22 protein-coding genes, 1 pseudogene and 1 riboswitch are annotated in these 23,743 nt (G+C 39.9%); of the genes and pseudogenes, 4 read left to right on the top strand and 19 right to left on the bottom strand.

The features are described 5' to 3' along the window. Window positions 1-26 precede the first annotated feature (26 nt). From LJE08_RS06215 to LJE08_RS06150, 14 genes and pseudogenes are all read right to left on the bottom strand, one after another. Complete coding sequence (locus tag LJE08_RS06215) at window positions 27-413, bottom strand: cysteine-rich VLP domain-containing protein (RefSeq protein WP_002596231.1); 387 nt, start codon at window positions 411-413, stop codon at window positions 27-29. Next, complete coding sequence (locus LJE08_RS06210) at window positions 403-2,028, bottom strand: relaxase/mobilization nuclease domain-containing protein (protein WP_002596230.1); 1,626 nt, start codon at window positions 2,026-2,028, stop codon at window positions 403-405. The genes LJE08_RS06215 and LJE08_RS06210 overlap by 11 nt, the downstream gene beginning before the upstream one ends. Further along, the gene (gene mobC, locus LJE08_RS06205) at window positions 2,000-2,398 is read right to left on the bottom strand and encodes a plasmid mobilization relaxosome protein MobC (RefSeq protein WP_227402728.1); all 399 of its coding nucleotides are present in this window, start codon (window positions 2,396-2,398) and stop codon (window positions 2,000-2,002) included. Before mobC ends, LJE08_RS06210 begins: the two co-directional genes overlap by 29 nt. A gap of 497 nt (window positions 2,399-2,895) precedes the next feature. Next, window positions 2,896-3,108: pseudogene (locus LJE08_RS06200) on the bottom strand (helix-turn-helix domain-containing protein). Further along, window positions 3,101-3,523, bottom strand: a complete 423-nt coding sequence (locus tag LJE08_RS06195) for a sigma-70 family RNA polymerase sigma factor (protein WP_002586616.1) — start codon at window positions 3,521-3,523, stop codon at window positions 3,101-3,103. Before LJE08_RS06195 ends, LJE08_RS06200 begins: the two are co-directional and overlap by 8 nt. Window positions 3,524-3,694: 171 nt before the next feature. Then, window positions 3,695-4,462, bottom strand: coding sequence for a class I SAM-dependent methyltransferase (locus LJE08_RS06190; protein ID WP_002586626.1), 768 nt, complete (start codon window positions 4,460-4,462; stop codon window positions 3,695-3,697). A 50-nt stretch (window positions 4,463-4,512) separates the two neighbouring features. Then, window positions 4,513-6,432: a tetracycline resistance ribosomal protection protein Tet(W) gene (gene tet(W) / locus LJE08_RS06185; RefSeq protein ID WP_227402722.1), complete on the bottom strand. Its 1,920-nt coding sequence runs from the start codon at window positions 6,430-6,432 to the stop codon at window positions 4,513-4,515. A 611-nt stretch (window positions 6,433-7,043) separates the two neighbouring features. Beyond that, window positions 7,044-8,432 carry an IS66 family transposase gene (locus tag LJE08_RS06180; protein WP_227402721.1) on the bottom strand — a complete coding sequence of 463 codons (1,389 nt, stop codon included), beginning with the start codon at window positions 8,430-8,432 and terminating at the stop codon, window positions 7,044-7,046. A 69-nt stretch (window positions 8,433-8,501) separates the two neighbouring features. Then, complete coding sequence (gene tnpB, locus LJE08_RS06175; protein WP_227402720.1) at window positions 8,502-8,855, bottom strand: IS66 family insertion sequence element accessory protein TnpB; 354 nt, start codon at window positions 8,853-8,855, stop codon at window positions 8,502-8,504. Continuing rightward, entirely contained in the window at window positions 8,839-9,036 is a 198-nt protein-coding gene (locus LJE08_RS06170; protein WP_227402658.1) for a hypothetical protein, read from the bottom strand. The genes tnpB and LJE08_RS06170 overlap by 17 nt, the downstream gene beginning before the upstream one ends. A gap of 114 nt (window positions 9,037-9,150) precedes the next feature. Next, window positions 9,151-10,395, bottom strand: coding sequence for an ABC transporter permease (locus LJE08_RS06165; protein ID WP_117926430.1), 1,245 nt, complete (start codon window positions 10,393-10,395; stop codon window positions 9,151-9,153). After that, on the bottom strand, window positions 10,392-12,146 hold the full coding sequence (locus LJE08_RS06160; RefSeq protein ID WP_227402719.1) for a biotin/lipoyl-binding protein: 1,755 nt from the start codon (window positions 12,144-12,146) through the stop codon (window positions 10,392-10,394). Before LJE08_RS06160 ends, LJE08_RS06165 begins: the two co-directional genes overlap by 4 nt. Continuing rightward, window positions 12,143-12,829, bottom strand: coding sequence for an ABC transporter ATP-binding protein (locus LJE08_RS06155; protein ID WP_117926426.1), 687 nt, complete (start codon window positions 12,827-12,829; stop codon window positions 12,143-12,145). The genes LJE08_RS06160 and LJE08_RS06155 overlap by 4 nt, the downstream gene beginning before the upstream one ends. Then, a complete protein-coding gene (locus tag LJE08_RS06150; protein WP_227402718.1) occupies window positions 12,819-13,982 on the bottom strand; it encodes an efflux RND transporter periplasmic adaptor subunit in 1,164 nt (387 codons plus the stop codon). The genes LJE08_RS06155 and LJE08_RS06150 overlap by 11 nt, the downstream gene beginning before the upstream one ends. A gap of 123 nt (window positions 13,983-14,105) precedes the next feature. Between LJE08_RS06150 and LJE08_RS06145 the strand changes: the two genes are divergently transcribed. After that, entirely contained in the window at window positions 14,106-15,791 is a 1,686-nt protein-coding gene (locus LJE08_RS06145) for a SulP family inorganic anion transporter (RefSeq protein ID WP_227402717.1), read from the top strand. Window positions 15,792-16,003: 212 nt separating this feature from the next. Here the strand turns inward: LJE08_RS06145 and LJE08_RS06140 are convergent, their stop codons facing one another. The 5 genes from LJE08_RS06140 to LJE08_RS06120 all read right to left on the bottom strand — a co-directional run bounded on the left by LJE08_RS06140 (window position 16,004) and on the right by LJE08_RS06120 (window position 19,175). Further along, window positions 16,004-16,165 (bottom strand): hypothetical protein, encoded by a 162-nt coding sequence (locus tag LJE08_RS06140; protein WP_186999582.1) that lies wholly within the window; start codon window positions 16,163-16,165, stop codon window positions 16,004-16,006. A 790-nt stretch (window positions 16,166-16,955) separates the two neighbouring features. Next, window positions 16,956-17,612, bottom strand: coding sequence for an ABC-2 transporter permease (locus LJE08_RS06135; protein ID WP_117926417.1), 657 nt, complete (start codon window positions 17,610-17,612; stop codon window positions 16,956-16,958). After that, window positions 17,609-18,460: an ATP-binding cassette domain-containing protein gene (locus LJE08_RS06130; RefSeq protein WP_186999584.1), complete on the bottom strand. Its 852-nt coding sequence runs from the start codon at window positions 18,458-18,460 to the stop codon at window positions 17,609-17,611. The genes LJE08_RS06135 and LJE08_RS06130 overlap by 4 nt, the downstream gene beginning before the upstream one ends. Before the next feature lie 3 nt (window positions 18,461-18,463). Continuing rightward, complete coding sequence (locus tag LJE08_RS06125) at window positions 18,464-18,835, bottom strand: GntR family transcriptional regulator (protein WP_004611555.1); 372 nt, start codon at window positions 18,833-18,835, stop codon at window positions 18,464-18,466. A 202-nt stretch (window positions 18,836-19,037) separates the two neighbouring features. Beyond that, the gene (locus LJE08_RS06120; RefSeq protein WP_117926413.1) at window positions 19,038-19,175 is read right to left on the bottom strand and encodes a helix-turn-helix domain-containing protein; all 138 of its coding nucleotides are present in this window, start codon (window positions 19,173-19,175) and stop codon (window positions 19,038-19,040) included. A gap of 260 nt (window positions 19,176-19,435) precedes the next feature. On the opposite strand from LJE08_RS06120, the gene LJE08_RS06115 reads away from it, so the two are divergent. The 3 genes from LJE08_RS06115 (at window position 19,436) to pflA (ending at window position 23,530) form a co-directional block, all read left to right on the top strand. Next, complete coding sequence (locus LJE08_RS06115) at window positions 19,436-20,305, top strand: YitT family protein (RefSeq protein ID WP_117926411.1); 870 nt, start codon at window positions 19,436-19,438, stop codon at window positions 20,303-20,305. Window positions 20,306-20,358: 53 nt separating this feature from the next. Next, window positions 20,359-20,435, top strand: a riboswitch (ZMP/ZTP riboswitch). A gap of 103 nt (window positions 20,436-20,538) precedes the next feature. Further along, entirely contained in the window at window positions 20,539-22,776 is a 2,238-nt protein-coding gene (pflB, locus tag LJE08_RS06110; protein WP_117926409.1) for a formate C-acetyltransferase, read from the top strand. A 28-nt stretch (window positions 22,777-22,804) separates the two neighbouring features. Further along, a complete protein-coding gene (gene pflA / locus LJE08_RS06105) occupies window positions 22,805-23,530 on the top strand; it encodes a pyruvate formate-lyase-activating protein (protein ID WP_117926407.1) in 726 nt (241 codons plus the stop codon). The last annotated feature ends 213 nt before the right edge of the window (window positions 23,531-23,743 follow it).

Here is a 23,743-nt window from a genome sequence, read left to right as displayed (position 1 = left end):
TTGACACCCACGAAAAAAGCCTTGATTTATGCGGGTTTGAAAGGCTCTAAAGCGTGACATCTCTGCCTTTGTTTCCGCTTTCTCTCGGCGGCTTTGATTTTCTTCATGCGCCCGGCGCAGTCGGGGCAGTATTTTCCCCGGTTGGATTTGGGGACAAAGGCCGCCCCGCAGACGGCACACCGTTTCCGGCTTCCCCGGCACAAGAGGGCTGCGGCCAGCTCCCCGTCAAGGGGCAGGACAGCCACACGGAACCAGTGGCACATGAGGGAAAAGGAAATGCTCTGGACGCACACGCAAGGCTCCCCGTCGTCCAATAGCAGGCAGTTCCCCTCATCGTAGTTACAGCACTCATGTACCAGCCGCCGCGCCCGCCGGTGCTGGCGGTAGTCCATGTGGGGCAGGTTATCGCTCATGGCTCTGCTCCTTTCTGCGGTGCGGCTCGTCCCGGCGCAAAATCTGGTCGATGTTCCGCTTGACGGTCTGCAACTCCTTGAACCGCTGTTTCTGTTCGTGATAGGTGTTATACAGGCCGTCTTTCTCGGAGATAAGCTGCTCGATCTCGGCCTGCAACGCTTTCCGGGCGGGCAGCTTGGTAATGCCATGCGCCTTGAAATACCGGGCTGCTGCGTCGGCTATGATAAAATCGCTCTCATGGGCCTGCCGGTATGCGGCGCGGGCTTTCTCGGATTTCTGTGCCCGCAGCCCGTCGCGGGCGGCCTTGGTCTGGGCGTAGGCCAACACCTGCCGCTGCAACTTCTTTTTCCCTTGCAGCTTCGTTTCCAGTGCTTTCAGTTCGCCGCTGGTCTGGCGCATTTTCTGATAGGCGGTGTCAACGGCGGCTTCTAACTGCTCCGGGGAAGTAAAGCCGTATTGCTGGTAGACGGACAGCGTTTTGGCGGCCTGCTTCAGATTGTGTATCTTCGCCCAGCGTTCATAGCCCCGGCCTTTGCCCTCGGCCATTTTCTGCTCAATGTCCACAAGCCGCTGCACTCCGTCCTGTTTCGGGGCGGCTATCTCGGCTCTGGCAACCTGCAAGCGGTCTTTTATGGTGCGTGGGGGATCGGGGGATCTGGCTGGCGCTTCGGCTGCTCTGGCGGCGTTTTGCTCTAAAACGGCAAAGACAGCGGCGCGGTCAAAATCGTCGCCCAGCTTCCGGGCGGTAATTGGCTTTGTCCTGTCCGGCGTGAGGTAGGAAAGCCGCCCCCGGCTCTCCTTGACGGTCACACCCTCCTGCAGCAACAGAGAGGAAAACTCGTCAAAGCTGGCGGCGGTGGCAAGGGCTTTCCGTAGGGTCTGCCGCAGCTTCTCCTTGTTCGTTTCAAACTTGGTCTGCCGGGGCGTGATACTATCGGCAATCATGGGGGCGTTCTGCTTGTCCAGCGCGGCCTGTCCCTTTTTCTGCGCCCAATACTCCCGGTCGGTGACGCGGTTCTTGCTGCCGTTCAAGAGGTCGATTTGATAAAGCCCCTCCCGGTGGCACATCTCCATGACTTCGGATTTGAAGTAGCGCAGGGCAGCGTCGGTACATCGGTGCTTGCAGCCGACTTTCGTATCGGCCGGCCTGTCCATGTAGGGCAGGAACGGCACTTCCTCAATCCGCAGGCTGTTTATGACGATATGCACATGAATGTTGCCGCTGTGGTTATGCCCGTCCGGGTGGGTGCAGACAAGGGCCTGGTGGCCGGGAAAATGCTCTTTACAGAATTGTTCCCCCAACGCCTGCGCCCGGTCTACGGTCAGGCCGTTGTCCGGCCCGTCCCGCGGGTCAAAGCTGATGATGTAGTGGTGGCTTTTCACATCTTCCCGCCGCTGGTTTTTCTGATAGCGGAGATTGGCCCGCATACACGCAACGGCAAAATCCTCCCCGTCGCAGTTCAGCGTGGACAGCCGGTAGTCCTCGCGGGGGATAAGCCTGCCGGTTTCATCAAGGACGGGCTTCATGGTAAACTCGTCATGCTCAAAGAGAAGATATTGCTCGGCGGCTCCGTAGTCGGCGTTTTTAGAGTTGATATGCTTGAGTGTTGCCAACCGCGTCACCTACTTTCTTGAGGACTTCATACTTGAGGACGGCAAGGTCGGATATGGCGGCGCGTACCTCGCCGGAAAGGGTGTTGTAGGGTACGCCGTATTCGTTCAGATACCGGGCAATCTGATTGAGGTTGCCGCCGATCCTGCCGTACTCGGCTGTCAGCTTCCCGACAGCGGAAAGCAACTCGTCATTGACCGACGACACATGGACAACCGGGCGTATGGTCGCCCGCCGTATCGCCTGCCGGAGAAATTCGGACAGGCTGATACCATAGGGCGCAAGCCGCGCTGTGAAGTCGGCATACTCATCTTCGGACAGCCGGGTTTTCACAACGCGGCTGCGGTGGGGCGTGTTGTATTTCTTTCGTATGGTGTGACCTCCTTTCTCGCCCGTAAGGGCGCATGAGCAGGGTTTGGGGAAGGCACTCCCCAACAAGTTTCCCGCGAGGGGCAAAACTGCAGAATTGCGGATTTTGGCACCGTGGTAGAAACTTGCTCTCCGTGACTGCAAACTTTCTCTCACTTCCGTCCGCCACTTTTTTGGAAAACTGCAACCACAAAAGTTTGTTTCTCTTTTTCTGCTACTACTAATCCTGTAAAGGGCATTCCTGCCCGCTTTCGCTAAAATGACACCGGACGCAGTGGTTTCTACCCGGTGTTGGAGAAATCCTTTCTCTTTGCCCTCTACTACGGGTAAATGCTCCAAATGCCAAACACCAGGGCAGAAAAATTCCCTCCTCGCTTACTACTACAACCGGCAGGGGGCAAAATGGCCGGGAGCGGAGCCGGACAACAAAAAAAGCAGTAAATCTTTTTCAAGACTTACTGCTTTCGCTGGCCGCGTCGGTGGCGGCTGGTATTCAGTTTTTATGACTTGTCCGGTGGTTCGTCAAGCCGGAACTTGAATTGACAGTCAATTAACCGCTGCTTTACATAGTCCTCCACCTCGGCGTTGACCTGCCCGTTCACTTTTGAGAAATAGCGGATATATCCGGCGTAGTGGAGCAGGACAGCGTTCACGGCTTCTGGGTCGCCCTAACGGGCTTTGAGGATTGTTTCATAGGGGAGAAGTCTACTCATACCGGCTCACCCCCATTTCTTCGCGTAGCCGCTGCAAGGCAAGCTGGATATGCCGCCCCGCTGTGCTGCGTGACCGGCCAATACACGCGCCGATCACGCGCTGCGGCTGGCGCAGAAAGTAATAGCGCAGGATTTCTTCCCGCGTCTGCTCCGGCAAAACAGAGATCGCGTCGGCAAGGGCGGCGTTGCAGAGCAGGACGGTCTGACCGCAGACGGTAAATGGGTATTCCTCGTCCGGCTCCGACGCGGCAAACTGGACAAACTTCTCGTTCATCAGATAGTCAAGGGAAACTTGCCGTTCCCATTGCCGTTTAAGCTTCAAAATCTTGTCCAAGGCGGCACAGCGGATAACAGTCTTGCAAAAGGCGTTGTACCTGCGCTGGATATATTCTTGATAGGCTATCTGGTCGGTCATGGAAATTCCCCTTTCTGAATAATAGTGCGGGGCGGTGGCACTTCTTGCTGTCGCCCCTTGATTGCCTACCAGCAAAGGCGGGCGGGGCTGTCAACGGCTGCGCATATGCGCCGTTCATCTTGACCGTTGACTGGCTCGGCTGGGTTTGCTATTTACCCGACAAACTTGAATTTATTTTAAGCTATCACGTTTTACCTTCTTAAGCCTTACTATCATTACCATAGGAATTTCTTTGTTGGTTTTAAAACATTCTTCATAAAATCCATCAATGACAAATCCAGCTCTAAAACAAAGGTTAAAAATATCTTGTATGGAACGATGATAATAAATCTGCTCTTTCGGTTGCCCTTCAATCGCTATATCATAGTAACTGTGCGGTGTCATATATTTTTCAGTCAACGTGACAAAACAAGGGTGTTGCGTTGCAAAGACAAAAATTCCGCTTTCCTGCAACAGTTCATAAACAGCCATAAGAAGTGGTTCAATATCCGTAATATCCATAATTGCCATATTAGAAACTGCTTTCGTAAAGGCTCGATTTCTTTTTAATTCTAATATACTTTTTCTATCGGTCGCATCCGCCACACAAAATTCAATTTGTTTTGCATATTGTGATTGCCGTCTTTTAGCCAATTCTATCATTTTTTTGCTGTAATCAAAAGCGACAACCGAAGCGCCTCTTTGTGCAAGATACGAAGAATAATTTCCATTGCCACACGCAATATCCAAAATGTAATCCGCAGGATTAGGAGATAGAAGTTCCGTTACTTTGGGACGCACTACCTCTCTGTGAAATTCATTAGATTCGTCACCCATTGCATTATCCCAAAATTGTGCGTTCTCCTCCCAGATTTTTTTACTTTCCTCTGTTCCCATGTTCTCTCCCACTCCCCAAATTTGCTTTTTTGCTTCCATTAAATCTTCCTTACTATATTCCATTGTTACCCTCCATAACTTCTGATTGTTGCCGTCTTGACGATTATGTATCTTTACATTACCTTCTGAAACATATGGCGCACCTTGTCCAGGCGGCTGTTTGGACGGCGGGGCTGGATGACCGGCTGACCGACAGCGGCCTGATATCCTTTCAGCTCTGTAAGGCATACGCTCCGCCCGTTGGTGTAAAAGGCCAGATCAGTACGGTATGCCTGTATACAGCGGGCGGGAATCTCGCCAGTAAAGACAACTTCATCCTTTTTTACCTGGACCGTTTCGATGGTGGCACAGTATTTCGGTGCATCATGATAAGCCCTGGAAAGATATTCCTGGGGCGCATAGAGGGTGAAGGAGAGATAAGGTTCCAGCAGTTGCGTCCCTGATTCCTTCAATGCCTGTTCCAATACAATCGGGGCCAATGAGCGGAAGTCCGCCGGCGTGCTGACCGGACTGTAATAAAGCCCGTATTCAAAGCAAATCTTACAGTCCGTTACGTTCCAGCCGAACAAGCCCTGCTCCAGCCCGTAACGGATACCATCCCTGACAGCGTTTTGAAAACTCTGGTTCAAGTATCCCAGCGAAACCCGGCTCTCGTATTGTACACCGGAGCCAAGCGGGAGTGGTGTAACAGACAGTCCGATGGATGCCCAAAACGGGTTGGGCGGCACCTCGATATGGATGGTGTGGCTGGCTGCTTTGAGCGGCCGCTCCATATAAATGACGGTGGGTTCCTTTACCACTGTTTCAAGCTTGTATTTTTCCGACAGCAAAGCGGAAACAACCTCCAACTGCACCCGGCCCAAAAAAGAAAGAATGATCTCATGGGTGATGGAATCCACCTCGCAGCGCAAAAGCGGGTCAGTATCCGCAAGTTGCGTAAGAGCGTCCAGCAGCCGTTCTCTTTGCGCTGCCGTTTTCGGCGCAATCGACGTCCGCAGCATGGGGAGGGGGTCCTCACGCCACCTTTTACGAGGGAGCCGGGTTGGGTCCCCTAATACATCGTTTAACCTCACGCTGTCGCTGGGAAGGATAACAATTTCACCCGGATAAGCGGTGTCTGTCCGAACAATTTCCCCTTTGGATGGAATACGCATCTCTGTGATTTTCAGCTTTTCTCTCCCGGCCAGGGCCACCGTATCCCGCAGGCGCAGCGTTCCGCTGTATAGCCGTAGATAGACACGCCGCTGGCCGCAATCTGTATACTCCACCTTGAAAACGCTGCCGCATAGGGCGGCGCTCCCCTGTTCCCCAATCGGTTGGAACAGCCCTGTCACCGCATCCATCAACGGTTGAATGCCAAGGCCCTTTTTGGCGCTGCCATAATAGACCGGGAACAGGGAGGCGTCTTGAACCCGCCGCTGTTCCTCCCGCACAAGTTTTTCCCGGCTGATTGGTTCTCCTGCGATATACTTTTCCAATAATTCATCGTTATTTTCGATGACCGCATCCCATGCTTCTATGTCGGTATTTTCCTCCAGGACTATTTCCGGGGACAGCGACACCGTCTGCTTGATGATAATATCGGCGGAGAGCTTATCCCGAACAGACTGAACCACGCTCTGCAAATCAACGCCAGCCTGGTCGATCTTGTTGATAAAGATAACGGTGGGAATGTTCATTTTCCGCAGGGCATGGAACAGAATACGGGTCTGGGCCTGCACGCCATCTTTAGCGGAGATCACCAAGATGGCCCCATCTAAAACAGCCAAAGAGCGGTACACCTCCGCCAAAAAATCCATGTGGCCGGGCGTATCCACAATGTTGACTTTACATCTGTGCCACTGGAAGGAAGTGACTGCCGCTTGAATGGTAATCCCACGCTGCCGCTCCAAAAACATGGTGTCCGTCCTCGTTGTCCCTTTTTCGACGCTCCCCGGTTCTGAAATGGCTCCGCTGGCATATAGCAGGCTCTCCGTCAAGGTCGTCTTTCCAGCGTCTACATGGGCAAGAATTCCAATATTGATTATTTTCATGTGATTGTCCTCCCTTTACTGCCCCGAAGGGCATAAAAATCCCCAGCAGTAAAATACTTTTACCACTGGGGATGATAATTTGCGGACATACACATATACAGCATACACCTGTTTGTGAGTGCTGTTTTTGGGGATATGTCAAAATTGATAAGGCAAAAGTATTCTTAAATTGGGTACAAAAAACTAAGCCCCTACAAAAGGGACTATCATAATCCTTTGTTCCCACTATTTGATTATAGTTTTATTTAAGAATACCTTGCCGCATATTTTTTACTCCTTTTCTGGATTAAATCATTGTATCACATCAGTTTTAGGAAAGCAAGTACCTAAAAGAAATTTTTCTTCCCCTTATATGTAACAATCATACCGGCTTCCTAGCGTTCAGAATGTTTTCTGCTGTCTGCTGTGGTGTTTGGTTGGAATTGTCCAACCAAAAGCCGATCCGTGGTGTTGTCTGCATTTTACTAAATACAAATTCAATGTATACAGAAAGATATAAGGAGTGGGAGGGATTCCGCCGTAGTTGGCATTGTAGGAAAATCCAAAAGTTTAGATTTTCCCACAATGCTTATCTTTTGGTCTTTGGTTCGGAATAGTGTAGTGCTGGCGGTCTATCTCTTGTTTTCGGTTGCTTGCTTCCTTACCGTACATGAGCATTTGCTCATGGAATATCTGCCTTTGTTTCTTGGTTCGATTTCTTCAAGATACGATAAAAACTTCTCAAACTTTGGCTTGAGTTCTTCTTTTCGTCTCTTTGTGATATATTCCATTCGCTTTTCAGGATTCGAATATTTTTCAGCTGCTTTTTCATCAATAAGATTTGAATGGTGGATGATTTCGTCATATTTCTGTATGGCTTTTGCCTCATCGCTCGTTTTTCGTTCCTTATTGTTTGGAAGCAGTTTATATGAATCCTTGAATTTCCTTAAGGCATGGACATTACACAGACATCGAATTACGTTTTCGACTTTATTGTATCCGTCGTATGCGTCTGATTCTAGATATCCGCTATATCCTTTTAGGAATTCTTTTGGACAGTCTCCTGATCTTGTAGAATGGTAATCATACAGTACAATCGGCACTTCATGCTTATTGGAACGATATACCCACATATAGGATGTGGATGTACTTGGCTTTCCTTCTTCATTCAATACCTGAGTTGTAGTTTCATCTGCATGTATAAGCTTCATCCTTAAAAGATCCTCTTTCATCAGATTGTAGAGTGGTTCCAGATATTTCATGCTTCCAATCACCCAGTTTGACATGTTTTGTCTTGGTATGATTGCGTGATCTCTTTGAAATATCTTTTCTATTGTATACAATGGAAGACCATTATTGTATTTCATATCGATTATGTATGCCAAAAGTTCTGGTGAACATATACTTCTGTCAAATAAAAAATGATGTGTTGCTGTATGATATGTTGATTTTCCTTCTTCACTATAGATTTGGCAGTTTTCACATTCTAATACAGGTATATGTGTAACATGTACAAAAAGACGAGCTGGTTCATATACCAATTCTTCTTTTGTCTGATATTTCTTTATATGCATTTTTGAACCACATTTTTCACAGATATCTTCACCTTCTGGTACAGACAGATATTCATCTACTTTTGGCAGGTGATCATAAGACAAATGTTGTTCCTTAGGACGGCGAACTCTTGTGTGTTCACCAACTGTTATTACTTCTTCAATTTCTGAATCTTCTACTTTTAATGCCTCTTCTTCTATATCATCAAATAAAGTTGGCATATCCAGTGCAATCTGATTCTTCTGTGACTGGTATTTAGCAGCTACCACCTGTTTGTATTTTTCTTTTTCAATAGCCAGTTCCAACTGTAATTCTTTAATGTTTACAGTCAGTTCTTCATTTTTCTTCTTATAGTCCTGGATTTGTTTTTCCTGTTCTGAAATATGATCCATCATCATTTTTCTAAACTGGATAAATTCATTTTTAAGTTCGTCAAACGACATGGAATCAATATCTTTTACAGTCATACAGGCCTCATTTTTACCTGTTTATTATACCATAAAATGCAGTCATTTGAACTTTAAATAAAGCATTTTTCAAACGACTGCATCTATTTTGTGATGAGCATGTTTCTGCTCGATTTCAAGGCCATCCAGTAGCCATGACAACTGCCTTTTGTCAATCAGCATACTCGCTTCTTCTTTTGATTTGGGCCATCGAAAGCGATCCTTACCAATCAGTTTCTTTGCATGAAGCCAGAATCCATTTCCATCCCATTCTAAAACTTTGATTGTTGTCTTTGTTCGGTTGCAGAAGATAAATATAGAAGGGCTGAAAGGATCAAGAAACATTTGATACTGAACAATATTACTACATCCGTCGATTGATTTTCTTAGATCCGTGGCTCCAGGAGCTAAATAAATATTTTCGATTTTAGAAAGATCCAGCATGATTCATCCTCTGAATAAACTCAAAAATCAAGTCCATGTTTTCTTTTGTCAGACAGAAAGAAACACCCTTGTAACGAACAGTACAATTATTACCGTTTCTAGTTTTATCATCTAATACATTCACTTTAACAAAATCGAAAGTGTCTGGCTCATCCTTGTGTACATTGTTGATCTTAGCCATGTAGTTTAATCACCATATCCTTACGCAAAGATTATGTCATGTCTCAACTATATTTTGTACCACCTTCAAATTTGACGCTTACAAAAGTTGCAACGAATTTTCTCGTTACAACATTTATTCATGTCTTAAAGCTTCAATTGGATCAAGATTCGCAGCTTTATAACTTGGTAACAATCCAAAAATAATACCGATTGCCATAGAGAATAATACAGATAGTATCATGGCAGGAATACTAATGGATACAGGTGTACCATTTAGAATAGATATTAATTTAGCTAAGCCAATACCTGTTATTACACCTGCAATACCTCCAATTGAAGTAAGTACTATCGCTTCAGTTAAGAATTGAAATAGGATGGCTTTTTTCTTAGCACCAATGGCTTTTTTAAGACCAATTTCTTTCGTTCTTTCTGTTACTGTTACTAACATGATGTTCATAACACCAATACCACCAACAAGTAAGGAAATACCTGCAATCCAGATTAACATGGCATTTGTGGATTTAGAAAGATTTTGAATATCTTTTGCCTGCTTCAATAAGTCTTGTGCTTTGTATTGAACATTTGAAGAAGAGACATATGTATTTAATACATCGGCTGCTTCTTTTCCAACACTAGTCATATTTGAAGTCGCGTCCACCTTCAATAAAGCACTTTGAGGTTCATCAAACTGATAGAATAATGGCCAAGACTCAATAGGAACATAGACTTTAGAACCAGTAGATTGATTGTATGTATAATATTCATCAATGCTATCCATAGAAGGTTCAAAATTTTCTTTATTGGCACAAACACCAACAATGGTGAATGGTGTTGAAGAAATTTCTATGGTTTTACCGATTGGATCATCTTCGCCAAATAGAAGTCTTGCGCTTGTTTCGTCTAAGACGGCAACTTGTCTAAATTTTTTGTTGTCTTTATCTGTAATGCCTCTTCCTTTTTTGATAGTTAACCCGCTAATAGAGAAATAATCTTGTTGGACACCCATGATGTATCCACCGTCTAAAGATGTATTATTGCGGAAGATGGCTTGATAACTTTGCCTAGAACGATACAGAGCAACACCTTCTACGTGATCAATGTTTTTTAAGGATTTAAGTGTGTCTTTTGAAACAGTTGGAACTCCATTAGGAATACCAGAATCAAAAGAGTATTCCCAATCTTCTTGATACAAAGCTAGTTTTACTGTGTTATTTCCGGAACCAATTAAATTCTTTTCAATCTGATCATTTGTCCCTTTAATTGTAGAAACAATCGCAATGATAGAGGCAATCCCAATAATGATTCCTAGCATTGTAAGAAATGATCGCATTTTATGCGTAAAAATACCTCGAAATGATAATCTTATGTTTTCAATCATGATGTAGCCTCCGAAGATTTTTGCGTCTTAACGCCTTCTTTTGCGTTTTTACTATACGCAAACGCAATATAATCTGTGTCTGAAAGTCCATCTTTGATTTCCATCGTATCGCCCCATACGATTTTTCCAACGGTCACATACTGCTTTTTCAATTTGCCATGAACATCTTTTAAAACATAGTATTTATTTCCTTCTTGTTTGACATAAGCCTTAGAAAGCCAAATCGAACTCGTAGTGTCACCAGCCGAATTGAATGTTAATTCTAAATATTCGCCAGCTTGTATTTTCGATGCATCTTTGGCATAAGCTTCAAACTCATAATAGCTCACATTTGGATTACCTGAACCATTATAGTTACTATTTGAAGAAGGTACAGTATCAATACTTTGGATTTTGGCATCAAACGTTTCTCCACTTGTCCAACAATAGGCAGAAATAGTATCTCCAACTTTAATTTGATTTAACATTAATTCACTAATGCTTCCTTTAATATAAGTTCCTTGTCCACCGGCTACTTCTAAGAAGGTATTTCCATCTTGTAAAGAATCCGATGTTTTTTTGATATTACGAACAATGCCACTTCGTTTTGCACGAATAACTCCATCATTTAATAAAGCTTTGTTTTCGCTTAAAGAAAGCTGAGCTTTTTTTAAGCCTAAATCTAAAGTTTTCAGTTCCTGTTTCTTATCACGGATTGCTTTCGCAAGTTCAATTTCTGTATAACCCGATGAGAGATCTTGACTTGGCTTTTGTTCTACTTCCACATATTTCTGTTCTTCCTTTGTGTGTGAAATCACCGAATACATATCGCCTTCATTAATGGATTGTATAGTGGTAAACTTGTCGCAACGAACGAGCCATGAAGAATCAATATCTCCATCATTTGTATACACATCGAATCGTAAGTATTGGTTTAGATTCGCATTGTCTAAAAATAGCTTTCCATACACAAACCCTTGATTTTCGCTTAACTTAAATACATACGGATTCTGTTTAGTTCCAGCTAAAAAGATTTCTTTATTTGGGATTTGTTGTTTATCACTATAATATTCTACAACATCTTTAGGATCATACGCGTTTGTTGAACCATCTGTATATGTATATTCAATCCAATACCAACAGGTATTGTTAGATTCTTTCATTTCTCTTTCTTCTTTCCATAATGATGCCTTTTCATGAGGCCCTTTTTCAGGAGCTTCACTTGTTGTAGAAGTGTAATAGATTTTATAAGCCGTGAAATTCTTTTCAGCTTGTGATAAAGATAGAATATAAGGATATAAACCATTTCCATTTTTTTCAGGAACACCAGGCAATGGTGCAGGAGTATGATCTTGAATTTCTGGTTCTTCGACAACATCTGGAATAGGCGTTGTATTTAATAATTTCTTTAATTCATGTTCGGCAAGTGCAATCGCATTTTGAGCTTTTTCTACATCCAATTGACTTGTATCTACTGCACTTTGAAGTGTAGTTAGGTCATATGACAATAAAGGATCACCTGAATTGACCTGTTGACCTTCTTGTACAAATACTTGTGTAATTGTTTTAGAAGCATCATATAATACGGATTGCCTATCACTATTGGATACAAGACCAGTAGATGTGGATGGGTTATCCCAATACCCTGTATTTAATGTGGATACAGAGTTTACATCGATTTTGTTTGTTGAATTCAAATAAAACTTAATTCCAACTAAGGTAAATGCACATATAGAAGTAATAATAATTCCTTTTTTTATAGAAGGCTTCATAGCACACCTCCTTGTTTATTTTCAATGATTTCTCCATCAATGATATGAAGAATTTTTTTTGCATGACTTGCCACATTGGCATCATGCGTTATCATAATGATTGTTACACCTTCATCATTTAAGGATTTAAATAATTCCATAACTTGTTTTCCGCTTGCTTGATCAAGTGCTCCTGTAGGCTCATCGGCAAGTAGGATTTTTGGATTATTGATAATGGCGCGAGCAATCGCAACACGCTGTTTTTGTCCACCAGATAATTGGCTTGGCTTAAATGAAATACGATCTTGTAAACCTACTTTATTTAATACATCTATAGCTCTTTGATTTCTTTTCTCTTTATCAATACCTGCATAAATCAAAGGTAAAGCTACATTTTCTTGAGCGGTTTCCGAACTTAGAAGATTGAAGTTTTGGAATACAAAGCCAATCTTATTTAAACGAAGATCACTTAATGCATCATCATTCATTTCAGAAATATCTTCATCTTCAAATAGATACGTACCCAAACTTGCTCGATCTAAACATCCAATGATATTCATAAGTGTTGTTTTACCTGAGCCGCTAGGTCCCATAATCGCAATATAGTCACCTTGTACGACTTCAAGACTGACATCCTTTAATACAGGAACAATCATAGGTTCTTTACCGTAGTTCTTATAAATATTTTGTATATTAAGAAGCATTGGCATCACCATCCGTTTCCGTCTGATATTCTGTAGTTGTTTTCATTCCTTCTGAATAAGAATCATCAGCCCACGCGATATAGTCATCAACGTTGAGTCCTGATTTGATTTTTGTGGTATAGGTTTCTTCATCTGTTTTACCAAGTTCTACTTTTCTTTTCTTTAATTTACCACGTTCAGATACCCATACATATGAATTTCCATTGTCATCCGAAACAATAAAACTTGCATCTAGCCAGATACCTTTTTTCTTTGTAGATTGGCCATTATCCGCTTCAATATATACGTGTTGTCCAAGCATTAAACCTTTGTTGTTGTCTAAAGAGACATAGAAAGGGTATTTGGATGCAGATTCCCCTGAATCCGCTCCATAAAAGTTATTGTTCGAATTCGATTGAGGCTCTGTTTCTACTTTTGTGACAGTCCCCTTATAGATTTGATCTTCATTTACACGACTTCTGACAATGACACTTGTCCCTTCAGAAATGGTGCCCATTTCACTAATAGAGCCTTTCACTCTAAAATCTGTAGTTTGCGTAATGGATACTAACGGTTTTTGGTTTCCACTCTCATCCGTTCCACCATCTTTATTTACTTCTTTAATAATTCCATCAATAGTAGAAAGGACAGTAGAATTTTCAATTTGTTTATTCAACTGATCGATTTCAGTTTGTGTAGCTTTGATTGTGTTTTGAGCTTGACGAATCGCATAACTCGCATCATTGATTCGTGCCTGAATCTCTACTTTATCTCCACCCTTATTTAGTTCGGCCTTATAATCTTCAATTGTATTATTTTGAGCGGTGATTTCATTGTTTTGGGCTTCAATATCTAATTTTTTTTGTGCAATCGAATTCGCTGCTTCTGTAGTGTCATAAGAAAATAATTTATCTCCTTTACTTACTTTTTGCCCTTCTTTTACATACATATCTGTAATGGATTTGTTTCCATCTTGATTAATATCAACTGTTTCTGAGGATTCTACAACACCTGAATAACGATTTTCCGTATAGGAAGATCCGATGATTGTTGAAACTTTTTGAACATAGATGTTTCCATTACTTGATTCCTTTGGAAACAAGTAATAAATGCCGATAACAACGATTAAAAGGCATGCTGAGATTAAAATTATAATTTTAGTCTTTTTTTTCATATTATTCTCCTGAAATTTAGTGTTATATGTATAGTATATCAAATACTAGTATATAAAATTCCTTAAAAATACTTAAATTATGGTATACTTTAAAGGTTGTTAAAAAGAGAGGGATATTAACAAATGAATTCACTAAAACCGATGTTACTTTCATCACTTAAAAGCTATGATAAGTCTCAGTTTTTCAAAGATGTGACAGCTGGAATTATCGTCGCTATTATCGCATTACCATTATCGATTGCATTAGCACTTGCTTCTGGCGTTGGACCGGAAGCCGGTATATTTACTGCAATTGTGGCAGGTTTTGTCATTTCAGCACTAGGCGGAAGCAGTGTACAAATTGCAGGACCGACTGCTGCATTTGCGACGATTGTTGCTGGAATTGTAGCGCATGATGGAATGGATGGCCTTGTCGTTGCCACAATTCTTGCAGGTATTTTTTTGATTTTGATGGGTCTATGTCATTTTGGAAGTCTAATCAAGTTTATTCCATTTACTATTACGACAGGTTTTACTTCGGGTATTGCCGTTACGATTGTGATTGGACAATTAAAAGATTTTTTTGGATTAACTTATCCAACGGGAGTAAAGCCTATTGAGACGGTTGAAAAATTTGAGACTGTAATCCATAATTTTTCTACAATGAATATGGATGCCGTGATTGTAGGTGTGGTATCTTTAGTTATCTTGATTATTGCTCCATATATCTTTAAAAGAATCCCAGGCTCACTTTTAGCCGTTATTGCTGGAATTTTGATGGTTCAATTCTTGCCTTTAAAGGTAAATACAATTGGAAATCTTTATACCATCAGCAATGCATTACCATCTTTACATTTTCCAAGCTTATCATTAAACATGATTCAAAATGCATTACCGAATGCACTAACCATAGCTGTATTAGCGGCCATTGAATCATTACTTTCTTGTGTTGTTGCTGATGGCATGATTAATGGAAAACATCGTTCGGATATGGAACTTGTTGCGCAGGGTGCTGGAAATATTGCGTCAGCTTTATTTGGAGGAATTCCTGCCACGGGTGCTATCGCAAGAACGGCTGCCAATATTAAAAATGGAGGAAAAACACCGATTGCCGGTATGGTGCACTCTATCACATTAGTAATTGTATTGGTTGTTTTAATGCCATATGCCGGAATGATTCCGATGCCTACCATTGCAGCAATTTTATTTATCGTCGCATACAATATGTGCCAATGGCGTACCTTTGTGAACTTAGCTAAAACAGCACCTAAGAGTGATATTATAGTTTTAGTCACTTCATTTGTGCTAACTGTAATTTTTGATTTGGTTGTGGCCATTGAAGTGGGAATGGTACTTGCTTGTTTATTATTCATTAAACGTATGAGTGAAGAAACAAAAGTCAATGGCTGGACATATGTAGATGAGGATACACTCGATGTTGATGAACACCTTCAAAAGCTTCCCCTTCAGATTCGTGTCTATGAGATTTCAGGACCCTTGTTCTTTGGAGCGACCAGTGTGATTGAAGAAATTGTGGTAAAAGATTTTACAACATGTCTAGTTCTTCGTATGCGCAGTGTTCCTTCATTAGATAGTACGGCACTAAACGCATTAAAGGATTTAGTTCAAGTTTGTGAATCCAAAGGAATCACGATTGTATTTTCACATGTGAATGATCAACCGATGAAGGTCATGGAAAAGGCAGGCTTTATTGAGCTTGTGGGAGAAGAAAACTTCCAACCAAGTATCAGTGCAGCACTAGATCGTGCTGAAGAAATTGTTCATAGTAAACAAGAAAAGACTTTTTCTGCAAAAAAGTCACACGTCTAAATGACGTGCCCGGTTCGTTTCCAGTCGTCCGGTAACATTTCAACATCCACTCCATCTTTCTGAATCATTCGGTATCCCGATCCATTCAGTCTTTATCGATGGAGTTTTTATTGTATGCTTTGTTTATAAATTCTTCAGAATTTCATCCATGATCTATGTACCTATCATCCAGTAAGATATCATAAACTTCTAGTTCTGATTATTTATCTCATTTAATCCACAAATCCCATGCCTCTTCGATTGATGACATAGGCTGCACAATAATGTACACTCAGTCCTTTGATCTTTGTATACTTTTCTTTTCCAATCCTACTCGTATTCTTTGGATCTACTTTAATAACATCCACTTCATTCATCAAACATTTTCTTTTCACTTTTTCTATACCATGAAGAGAAGACTGCAAAGGCTATGGTTGAAGGCATAGACCTTCTCGAATCAATATTAGGAGAAGATCTATTCAAAAAGGAAGTGGGGGTAATCAAGACAGATAGAGGTACTGAATTCTCAGATGTAGAAGGACTAGAAAAAGACAATGATGGCATCAACTCATGTCTTTTACTGCGATGCTATGCAATCATGTCAGAAAGGAAGTCTTGAGAACAACCACAAGGGATAGGTTACATATGCCCTAAAGAAGCAGGTCTCAAGGAGCTTGGTCTTGATTCACAGCAGAAGGCTAATCTCATGGTATCCCACATCAATTCCCAGCCAAAGGAGAAGCTAAAAGGAAAGTCACTGCTGGAGATGATGGAGTTCCTAAGTCCAGATTTATATAAGAAATTAAATTAATTTGGAATCAAGAAAATAGAAAATGATGAAATAATTTTAAAACCATATTTACTAAAAGAAGATAACTAAAATCATTCGGAGAATGTATGAAACATGAGATGCAGATTGACAATAGCACATGCAGTTAAAGTGGAATTTAGTCTTACACCCGAAAAAATGAACGAAATTCCATAGCTTTATTGTTCCCTAAAATACCATGATTTCTGTCATGAAAGTCACACTTCTTGTATACGTATGATTAAGTTCCATTCTTAAAACCAAAAGAATATCAGACTTAATATCCGATATTCTTATGAAAATATAATTCTGAACGAGTAAATTCCAAAATTTTTTTGTTCCGTTTTAAAGTGGAATTTAACTTTTCACTTTAGCTTTTAAAATTCTTTTTTGTTCATAATTGACAAACTGATTTTCATTGAAACCAATAACATCAATAAAGCGATAATAATTGCAATAGCGATAAGAACTCCCATGCTTACAGTTGGCAAATTATCTAGCAGACTAACTAAATCAATATTGAAAATGGCTTCTGCTCCTTTCACGATAACGAGAGTGATTACTTCCAGACCGCCCAATACACCAATCATAGCAATTCTTCCTTTATCTCCACCGAATTTTAGCCGAAAAGGAAGCATGATTGCTTGAACGACAATCATAATAGGTAAAATCATCAATGAACTCTGTACTAAATCTGTAATAGGTAATGCATCTTTCAATACAGTTGTAATTATTCCTAAAATAGTTGCCAAAACCCAAGCAATACATCCCAATAATAGACCAAGAAAGTATTTTTCACTCACATAATGATTACGTGTAATAGGTAATGTAAACAGAAACGCATTTCCATTATCAAAATCATCATAACTGATAGTGCTTACTGTAAAAAGTGATACAGTGAAACTCAGAAAACCTAATGGGAATATCACATCATCAGTAAATATCATCATTCCGATTACAATCGCCAAAATGAGCAACAGAAAATTTTTCTGTGACATCATCAATTTCAAATCTTTTACGAATAAACCTTTCATTGTTCTGTCCCCCTTATCATCATGGTAATAACTTCATCTATTGTACCTTTTTCAATGGCAATTTTAGGATAATTTTCCATATAATACTGTTTCTGATTTGTCAGACAGCTATATCCATATGTTTCTTTTTTGGAACGCAATATAAACTGTTTATCCAGCTTGCTGTATTGTTCTGCGTCTACTTTTAATAAAGCATAGTCGCTAAGAAGAACGTCCGTATCTTCATGCAGAATAATTTTTCCGTCATGTATCATATAAAGGTCATCACATAGCGACTGCAAATCACTGGATATATGAGAGCTGATTAAAATGGAGCGTTCTTCATCTTTTTCCAGAAATTCTCTTAACATTTCAAGCAATTCGTCTCTTGCGATTACATCTAAACCTGCTGTCGGTTCGTCCAGTAGCAGCAGTTTTGCATTGTGTGAAATTGCAACCAGCACTTTTAATTTTACTTTCATTCCTGTTGAAAATTCTTTTATCTGTTTATTCATAGGTAGTTGAAATTTCTGTGCCTGTTCTATAAATAGTGATTTGTCGAATTTTGAGTACATATTCTGCAATATAGGGATAATATCTTTTATCTTCAGATACCCACTAAAACCAGAATCCGACAATACTACACCCAATTCCTCTTTATCTTTTGCTGTGAAGTTTTTTCTGTCCTTTCCAAGTATGGTAATATTTCCGCCATCAGGTGAAATCAAACCTAATATCGCCTTAAATGTTGTGCTTTTTCCAGCACCATTTTGTCCAATCAAGCCTGTTACACATCCAGACATAAGCTCTAATGAACAATCAAGAGAAAAATTCTCATAATGCTTTTTCAAGTGTTCAATTTTTAACATACATCAACCCTCCAATATCAACTCAAATAAACTTTTTATATCTTCATCACTAATACCACATCGTCTGCCTTTTTGGATAGCCTGCTCCAAATCCGCTTCCAATTCTTTTTTCTGTTCTTCCAAAAGCAGTTCTGTATTTGTAGCCGCTACATAAGTGCCTTTTCCATGTACTGTAACCGTAAAACCCTCACTTTCCAAATTGTCGTAAGCTTTTTTTACAGTTAAAGCACTTATTTTTAGTTCCTTAGAAAGTGTACGGACAGATGGAAGATTGTCGTTTTCCTTTAGTTCCCCGTTACGTATGAGCATTTTAATCTGGTCAACAATCTGTTCATATATGGGAACCATTAGGGAAGTATTGATTATAATTTTCATTCTTTATATCCTTCTTTCTTTTCTTGGAAACAGTATATAACAGTAGCAAACTGTTGTCAAGTGTTATGCAGTGTTTGTTGTAAATTTTCTTTTGATATTAAAAACATGCAAATCAATATAGAAATGCGTGTTAAAAAATATAGTATTCTATTGTAATTCCTATAACGAAAGCAGGTGTTTCACGGATTGTTTCTAATATCCTTTAGTTGGGGAAACTCCATTTTTCCCATCGCGAAATGGTTTTATTTGTCACACCTAATTTTTCAGCTAACTGCTCTTGTGTATATCCTTTTTTCTTTCGATTCATTGCGATAAAGGCTCCTATCTTTTTTGTGTCCATAATGGGCCTCCTTTCATCTAAAATATTACTATTTTCGCTATACATTGAACATCCCACAAATAGCTAACTAGCAGACACAAATAGCGAATTAGCAGATTCTTCTTGACTTAAATGATCATGTTCAATACAATAGATGGGTGCATTAAAAATAACGTTCACTCTTCACCGGATGAGTGGTTAAAGCGTCTAGGATCAAATCGTAGGTGCAGTGATTTCACTGTAAGATTTGATCTTAGGCGTTTCTTTTTTTGGAGGTGTTTATGAATAAGACAAAAGAATTATTGGTACAAATGATGTGGGAATTAGTTGGCAGTATCTTTGTTGCGATTGGAATTTATAATTTTGCCGTACAAGCTAAGTTTCCTATGACAGGATTTTCGGGAATTTCAATTATCTTTTATCGACTATTTAATATTCCCATTGGTTTTTCAACGATTCTATTGAATATACCTGTTGCAATACTTTGTTACAAATTATTAGGAAAGAAGTTTTTTATCAGTTCCATTCGCTGTATGATTGTATCTTCGTTGATTATTGACTATGTGGCACCATTATTTCCAGTCTACCAAGGAGATCGATTATTAGCTGCCTTATGTACGGGAGTTTTTGGTGGAATTGGTTATGCGATGATTTATACAAGAAATTCATCTACAGGAGGATCTGATTTTATCATCATGGCTGTAAAGGCATTAAGACCTCATTTATCTTTAGGAAATATTGCCTTTTTATCAGATGTTGGCATTATTCTAGTGGGTGGTATTTTATTTAAAGATGTAGATGGAATGATTTATGGTATGATTGTAAATTTATTATTCGCGGTTGTAGTGGATAAAATGATTTATGGCTTGAATTCAGGTAAGGTCGCTTTTATTGTGACAAAACACGGAAAAAGAATTTGTCAGGTGATTGACGAAACAAGTCAAAGGGGAAGTACGATTTTAAATGCTCAAGGTGGATATAAACAAGATGATATGCAAGTGGTAATGTGTGCATGTAACAGTAAAGAAATGTATCAAGTAAGAAAGGCTGTACAAGAAGCGGATCCAGAATCTTTCTTTGTGGTTGTAGAGTCGCATGAAGTACATGGAGAGGGGTTTAAAATGACAAATATTGGGGAAGCACAAAGCTAAATTCATGCCCGTGATGAAAACGCTTGCGTAATTGATAGTTCTTTGTTATGATTTAGATATCATATGACTGACGGAAGTGGAGTTACCACATGAAGTATGATGTTATAGGCCGACCGTCTGGGCAAGTTTACTTTGTCTTTTCGGTGGGTCTTTTTAATTGACTACTCGAAGAAATCATAGTAAACTTAAAATAACTGTTAGATTAAACTAACTGTCATTAGAAGGAGGCAATTATGAAAGAACAATGGCAAGGATTTAAAGGCAGTAAATGGAAGGACGAGGTAGATGTTCGAGATTTTATTCAAAACAACTACAAACCTTATAATGGAGATGAAAGCTTTTTAGAAGGTCCAAAAGAATCGACAAATACTTTATGGGCTGAGCTTCAAAAACTACAAAAAGAAGAACGTGCCAAAGGCGGTGTATTAGATATGGAAACAGAAGTGGTTTCGAGTCTAACTGCTTATGGCCCTGGATATTTAGATAAAGATTTAGAGAAGGTTGTCGGTTTACAAACAGATAAACCATTAAAACGTGCATTTATGCCTTATGGCGGTATTCGTATGAGTGAAGAGGCATGCGAAACTTATGGATACAAACCAAGTGAAAAATTACATGAAATCTTCACAAAATATCATAAAACTCACAATGATGCTGTATTTAGTGCATACACACCAGAAATGCGTTTAGCACGTCGTAACAAAATCGTTACAGGATTACCAGATACATATGGTCGTGGACGTATCGTAGGGGATTATCGTCGTGTTGCACTTTATGGTATTGATTATTTAATTGAACAGAAACAAAAAGATTTAGCATATTGTGGCGATGGAACAATGACGGATGATGTAATTCGTCAGCGTGAAGAATTGGCTGAACAAATCAAGGCGTTAAAAGAAATGAAAATTATGGCAGCAAGCTATGGATATGATATTTCTCAGCCTGCTAAAAACTCATTAGAAGCAGTACAATGGCTATACTTTGGATATTTAGCTGCTATTAAAACACAAAATGGGGCGGCTATGTCAGTAGGTCGTATTTCAACATTCTTAGATATTTATTTTGAAAGAGATTTAGAGAATGGTGTCTTCACAGAAAGTGAAATTCAAGAAATTGTTGACCATGTGACAATGAAATTTAGAATGGTTAAGTTTGCTAGAATTCCTAGCTACAACCAATTATTCTCAGGAGATCCAGTTTGGGCAACACTTGATGTTGGTGGTTTAGGTATGGATGGAAGAAGTATGGTTACTAAAACTTGTTTCCGTTTCTTGCATACACTTGAAAATATGGGACCGAGTCCAGAACCAAACTTAACTGTATTGTATTCTTCAAATTTGCCTGAACCATTCAAGAAATATGCTGCAAAAGTAAGTATTGATACAAGTAGTGTTCAATATGAAAATGATGATGTAATGCGTCCTGTATGGGGAGATGATTATGCAGTATGTTGTTGTGTAAGTGCTACGCAAACTGGTAAAGAAATGCAGTTCTTTGGTGCTCGTGCAAACTTAGCTAAATGTTTACTATACGCTATCAATGGTGGTGTAGATGAAAAGACAAAAGTACAAGTAGGTCCAGAATATAAGCCCATCACAAGTGATTATTTAGATTATGATGAAGTAATGCATAAATACGATATCATGATGGACTGGTTATCAGGGTTATATGTAAATATTTTGAATTTGATTCAATATATGCATGATAAATATTATTATGAAGCAAGCCAGATGGCTTTGATTGATACAGATGTACGTAGAACTTTCGCAACGGGTATTGCTGGATTCTCGCATGTAGTAGATTCATTGAGTGCTATCAAATACGCAAAAGTGAAGACAATTCGTGATGAAGATGGATTGGTAGTTGATTATGAAATTGAAGGAGATTTTCCTCGTTATGGAAATGATGATGACCGTGCGGATGAAATTGCTGTATGGTTATTAAAGACATTTATGCGTAAGATTGAAAAACACCACACATATCGTGATAGTGAACCAACGACTTCAATTCTTACAATTACTTCAAATGTTGTATATGGTAAAGCTACAGGTGCGCTTCCAGATGGAAGAAAAGCAGGAGAACCATTATCACCAGGTGCTAACCCTGCATATGGAGCAGAACAAAATGGATTGTTGGCATCGCTAAATTCTGTCGCAAAACTTCCTTATGAATATGCGTTAGATGGAATTAGTAATACGCAAACAATTAATCCAGATGCGTTGGGTCACAATGAAGAGGAAAGAGTAAATAACTTAGTGAATGTATTGGATGGATACTTTGATCAGGGTGCTCACCACTTGAATGTGAATGTATTTGGTGTAGAAAAATTAAAAGATGCGATGGAACATCCAGAAAAAGAGGAATACGCAAACTTTACAATTCGTGTTTCTGGCTATGCCGTTAAATTTATTGATTTAACTCGCGAACAACAATTAGATGTTATTAGTCGTACATGTCATAAGAGCCTTTAATAAGGCTCTTTCTAGTTAGGGGGATATTATGTTAGGAGCAATTCATTCGATTGAAACGTTTGGCCTTGTAGATGGACCAGGCGTAAGATATGTCATCTTTATGCAAGGATGTCATATGCGTTGTAAGTTTTGTCACAATGCCGATACTTGGAAAACGAAAGAGCCAGATCAAAGTGCAGAAGTGGTATTAAAGAAAGCTTTACGATATCGTCCTTACTGGAAAGATAATGGTGGCATTACAGTCAGTGGCGGTGAACCGTTACTTCAAATTGATTTTCTGATTGAACTTTTTACATTAGCTAAAAAAGAAGGTGTCAATACAGTTTTAGATACTTGTGGACAACCATTTACTTTTGAAGAACCATTCTTTTCTAAGTTTAAACAACTTATGAATGTTACAGATTTAGTATTATTAGATATAAAACATATTGATGAAATGGCTCATAAAGAATTAACGGGACATACGAATCAAAATATTTTAGAACTAGCTAAGTATTTGTCGGATATCCAAAAGCCAGTATGGATTCGTCATGTGTTGGTACCAACAATCAATGCAGATGAAAAATATTTGGAACGACTACATCAATTTATTATTCAATTAAAAAATGTAGAAAGAATAGAAGTATTACCATACCATACTCTAGGGGCTTATAAATGGAAAGAACTTGGCTTAGAATATCCTTTAGAAGGAATTAATCCGCCAACTGAGAATCAACTTCAAATTGCGAATACAATACTCGAAACAGGGAAATGATCGATGTCATTAAGTTAAGAAATGACGGCTTTGAGGGGAACATAAAAAAATGTGCTCCTCTTTTTTTTGGAAAATTTGAATTTTTTTGTTGACATACAGGTAGAAATGTGTGGCCTATTATCATTTCTGATAATAGGCCAATTGTTTATACGGAAGGACATCAAAACCATGAATGATTCTTCTTCACTATTTGTTGTTGATTCAAATAAGGAT

Source organism: Holdemanella sp. DFI.5.55, from assembly GCF_020593575.1.
GTDB classification, from domain to species: domain Bacteria; phylum Bacillota_I; class Bacilli_A; order Erysipelotrichales; family Erysipelotrichaceae; genus Holdemanella; species Holdemanella hominis.
This window is presented reverse-complemented; position numbering and strand designations above follow the sequence as displayed.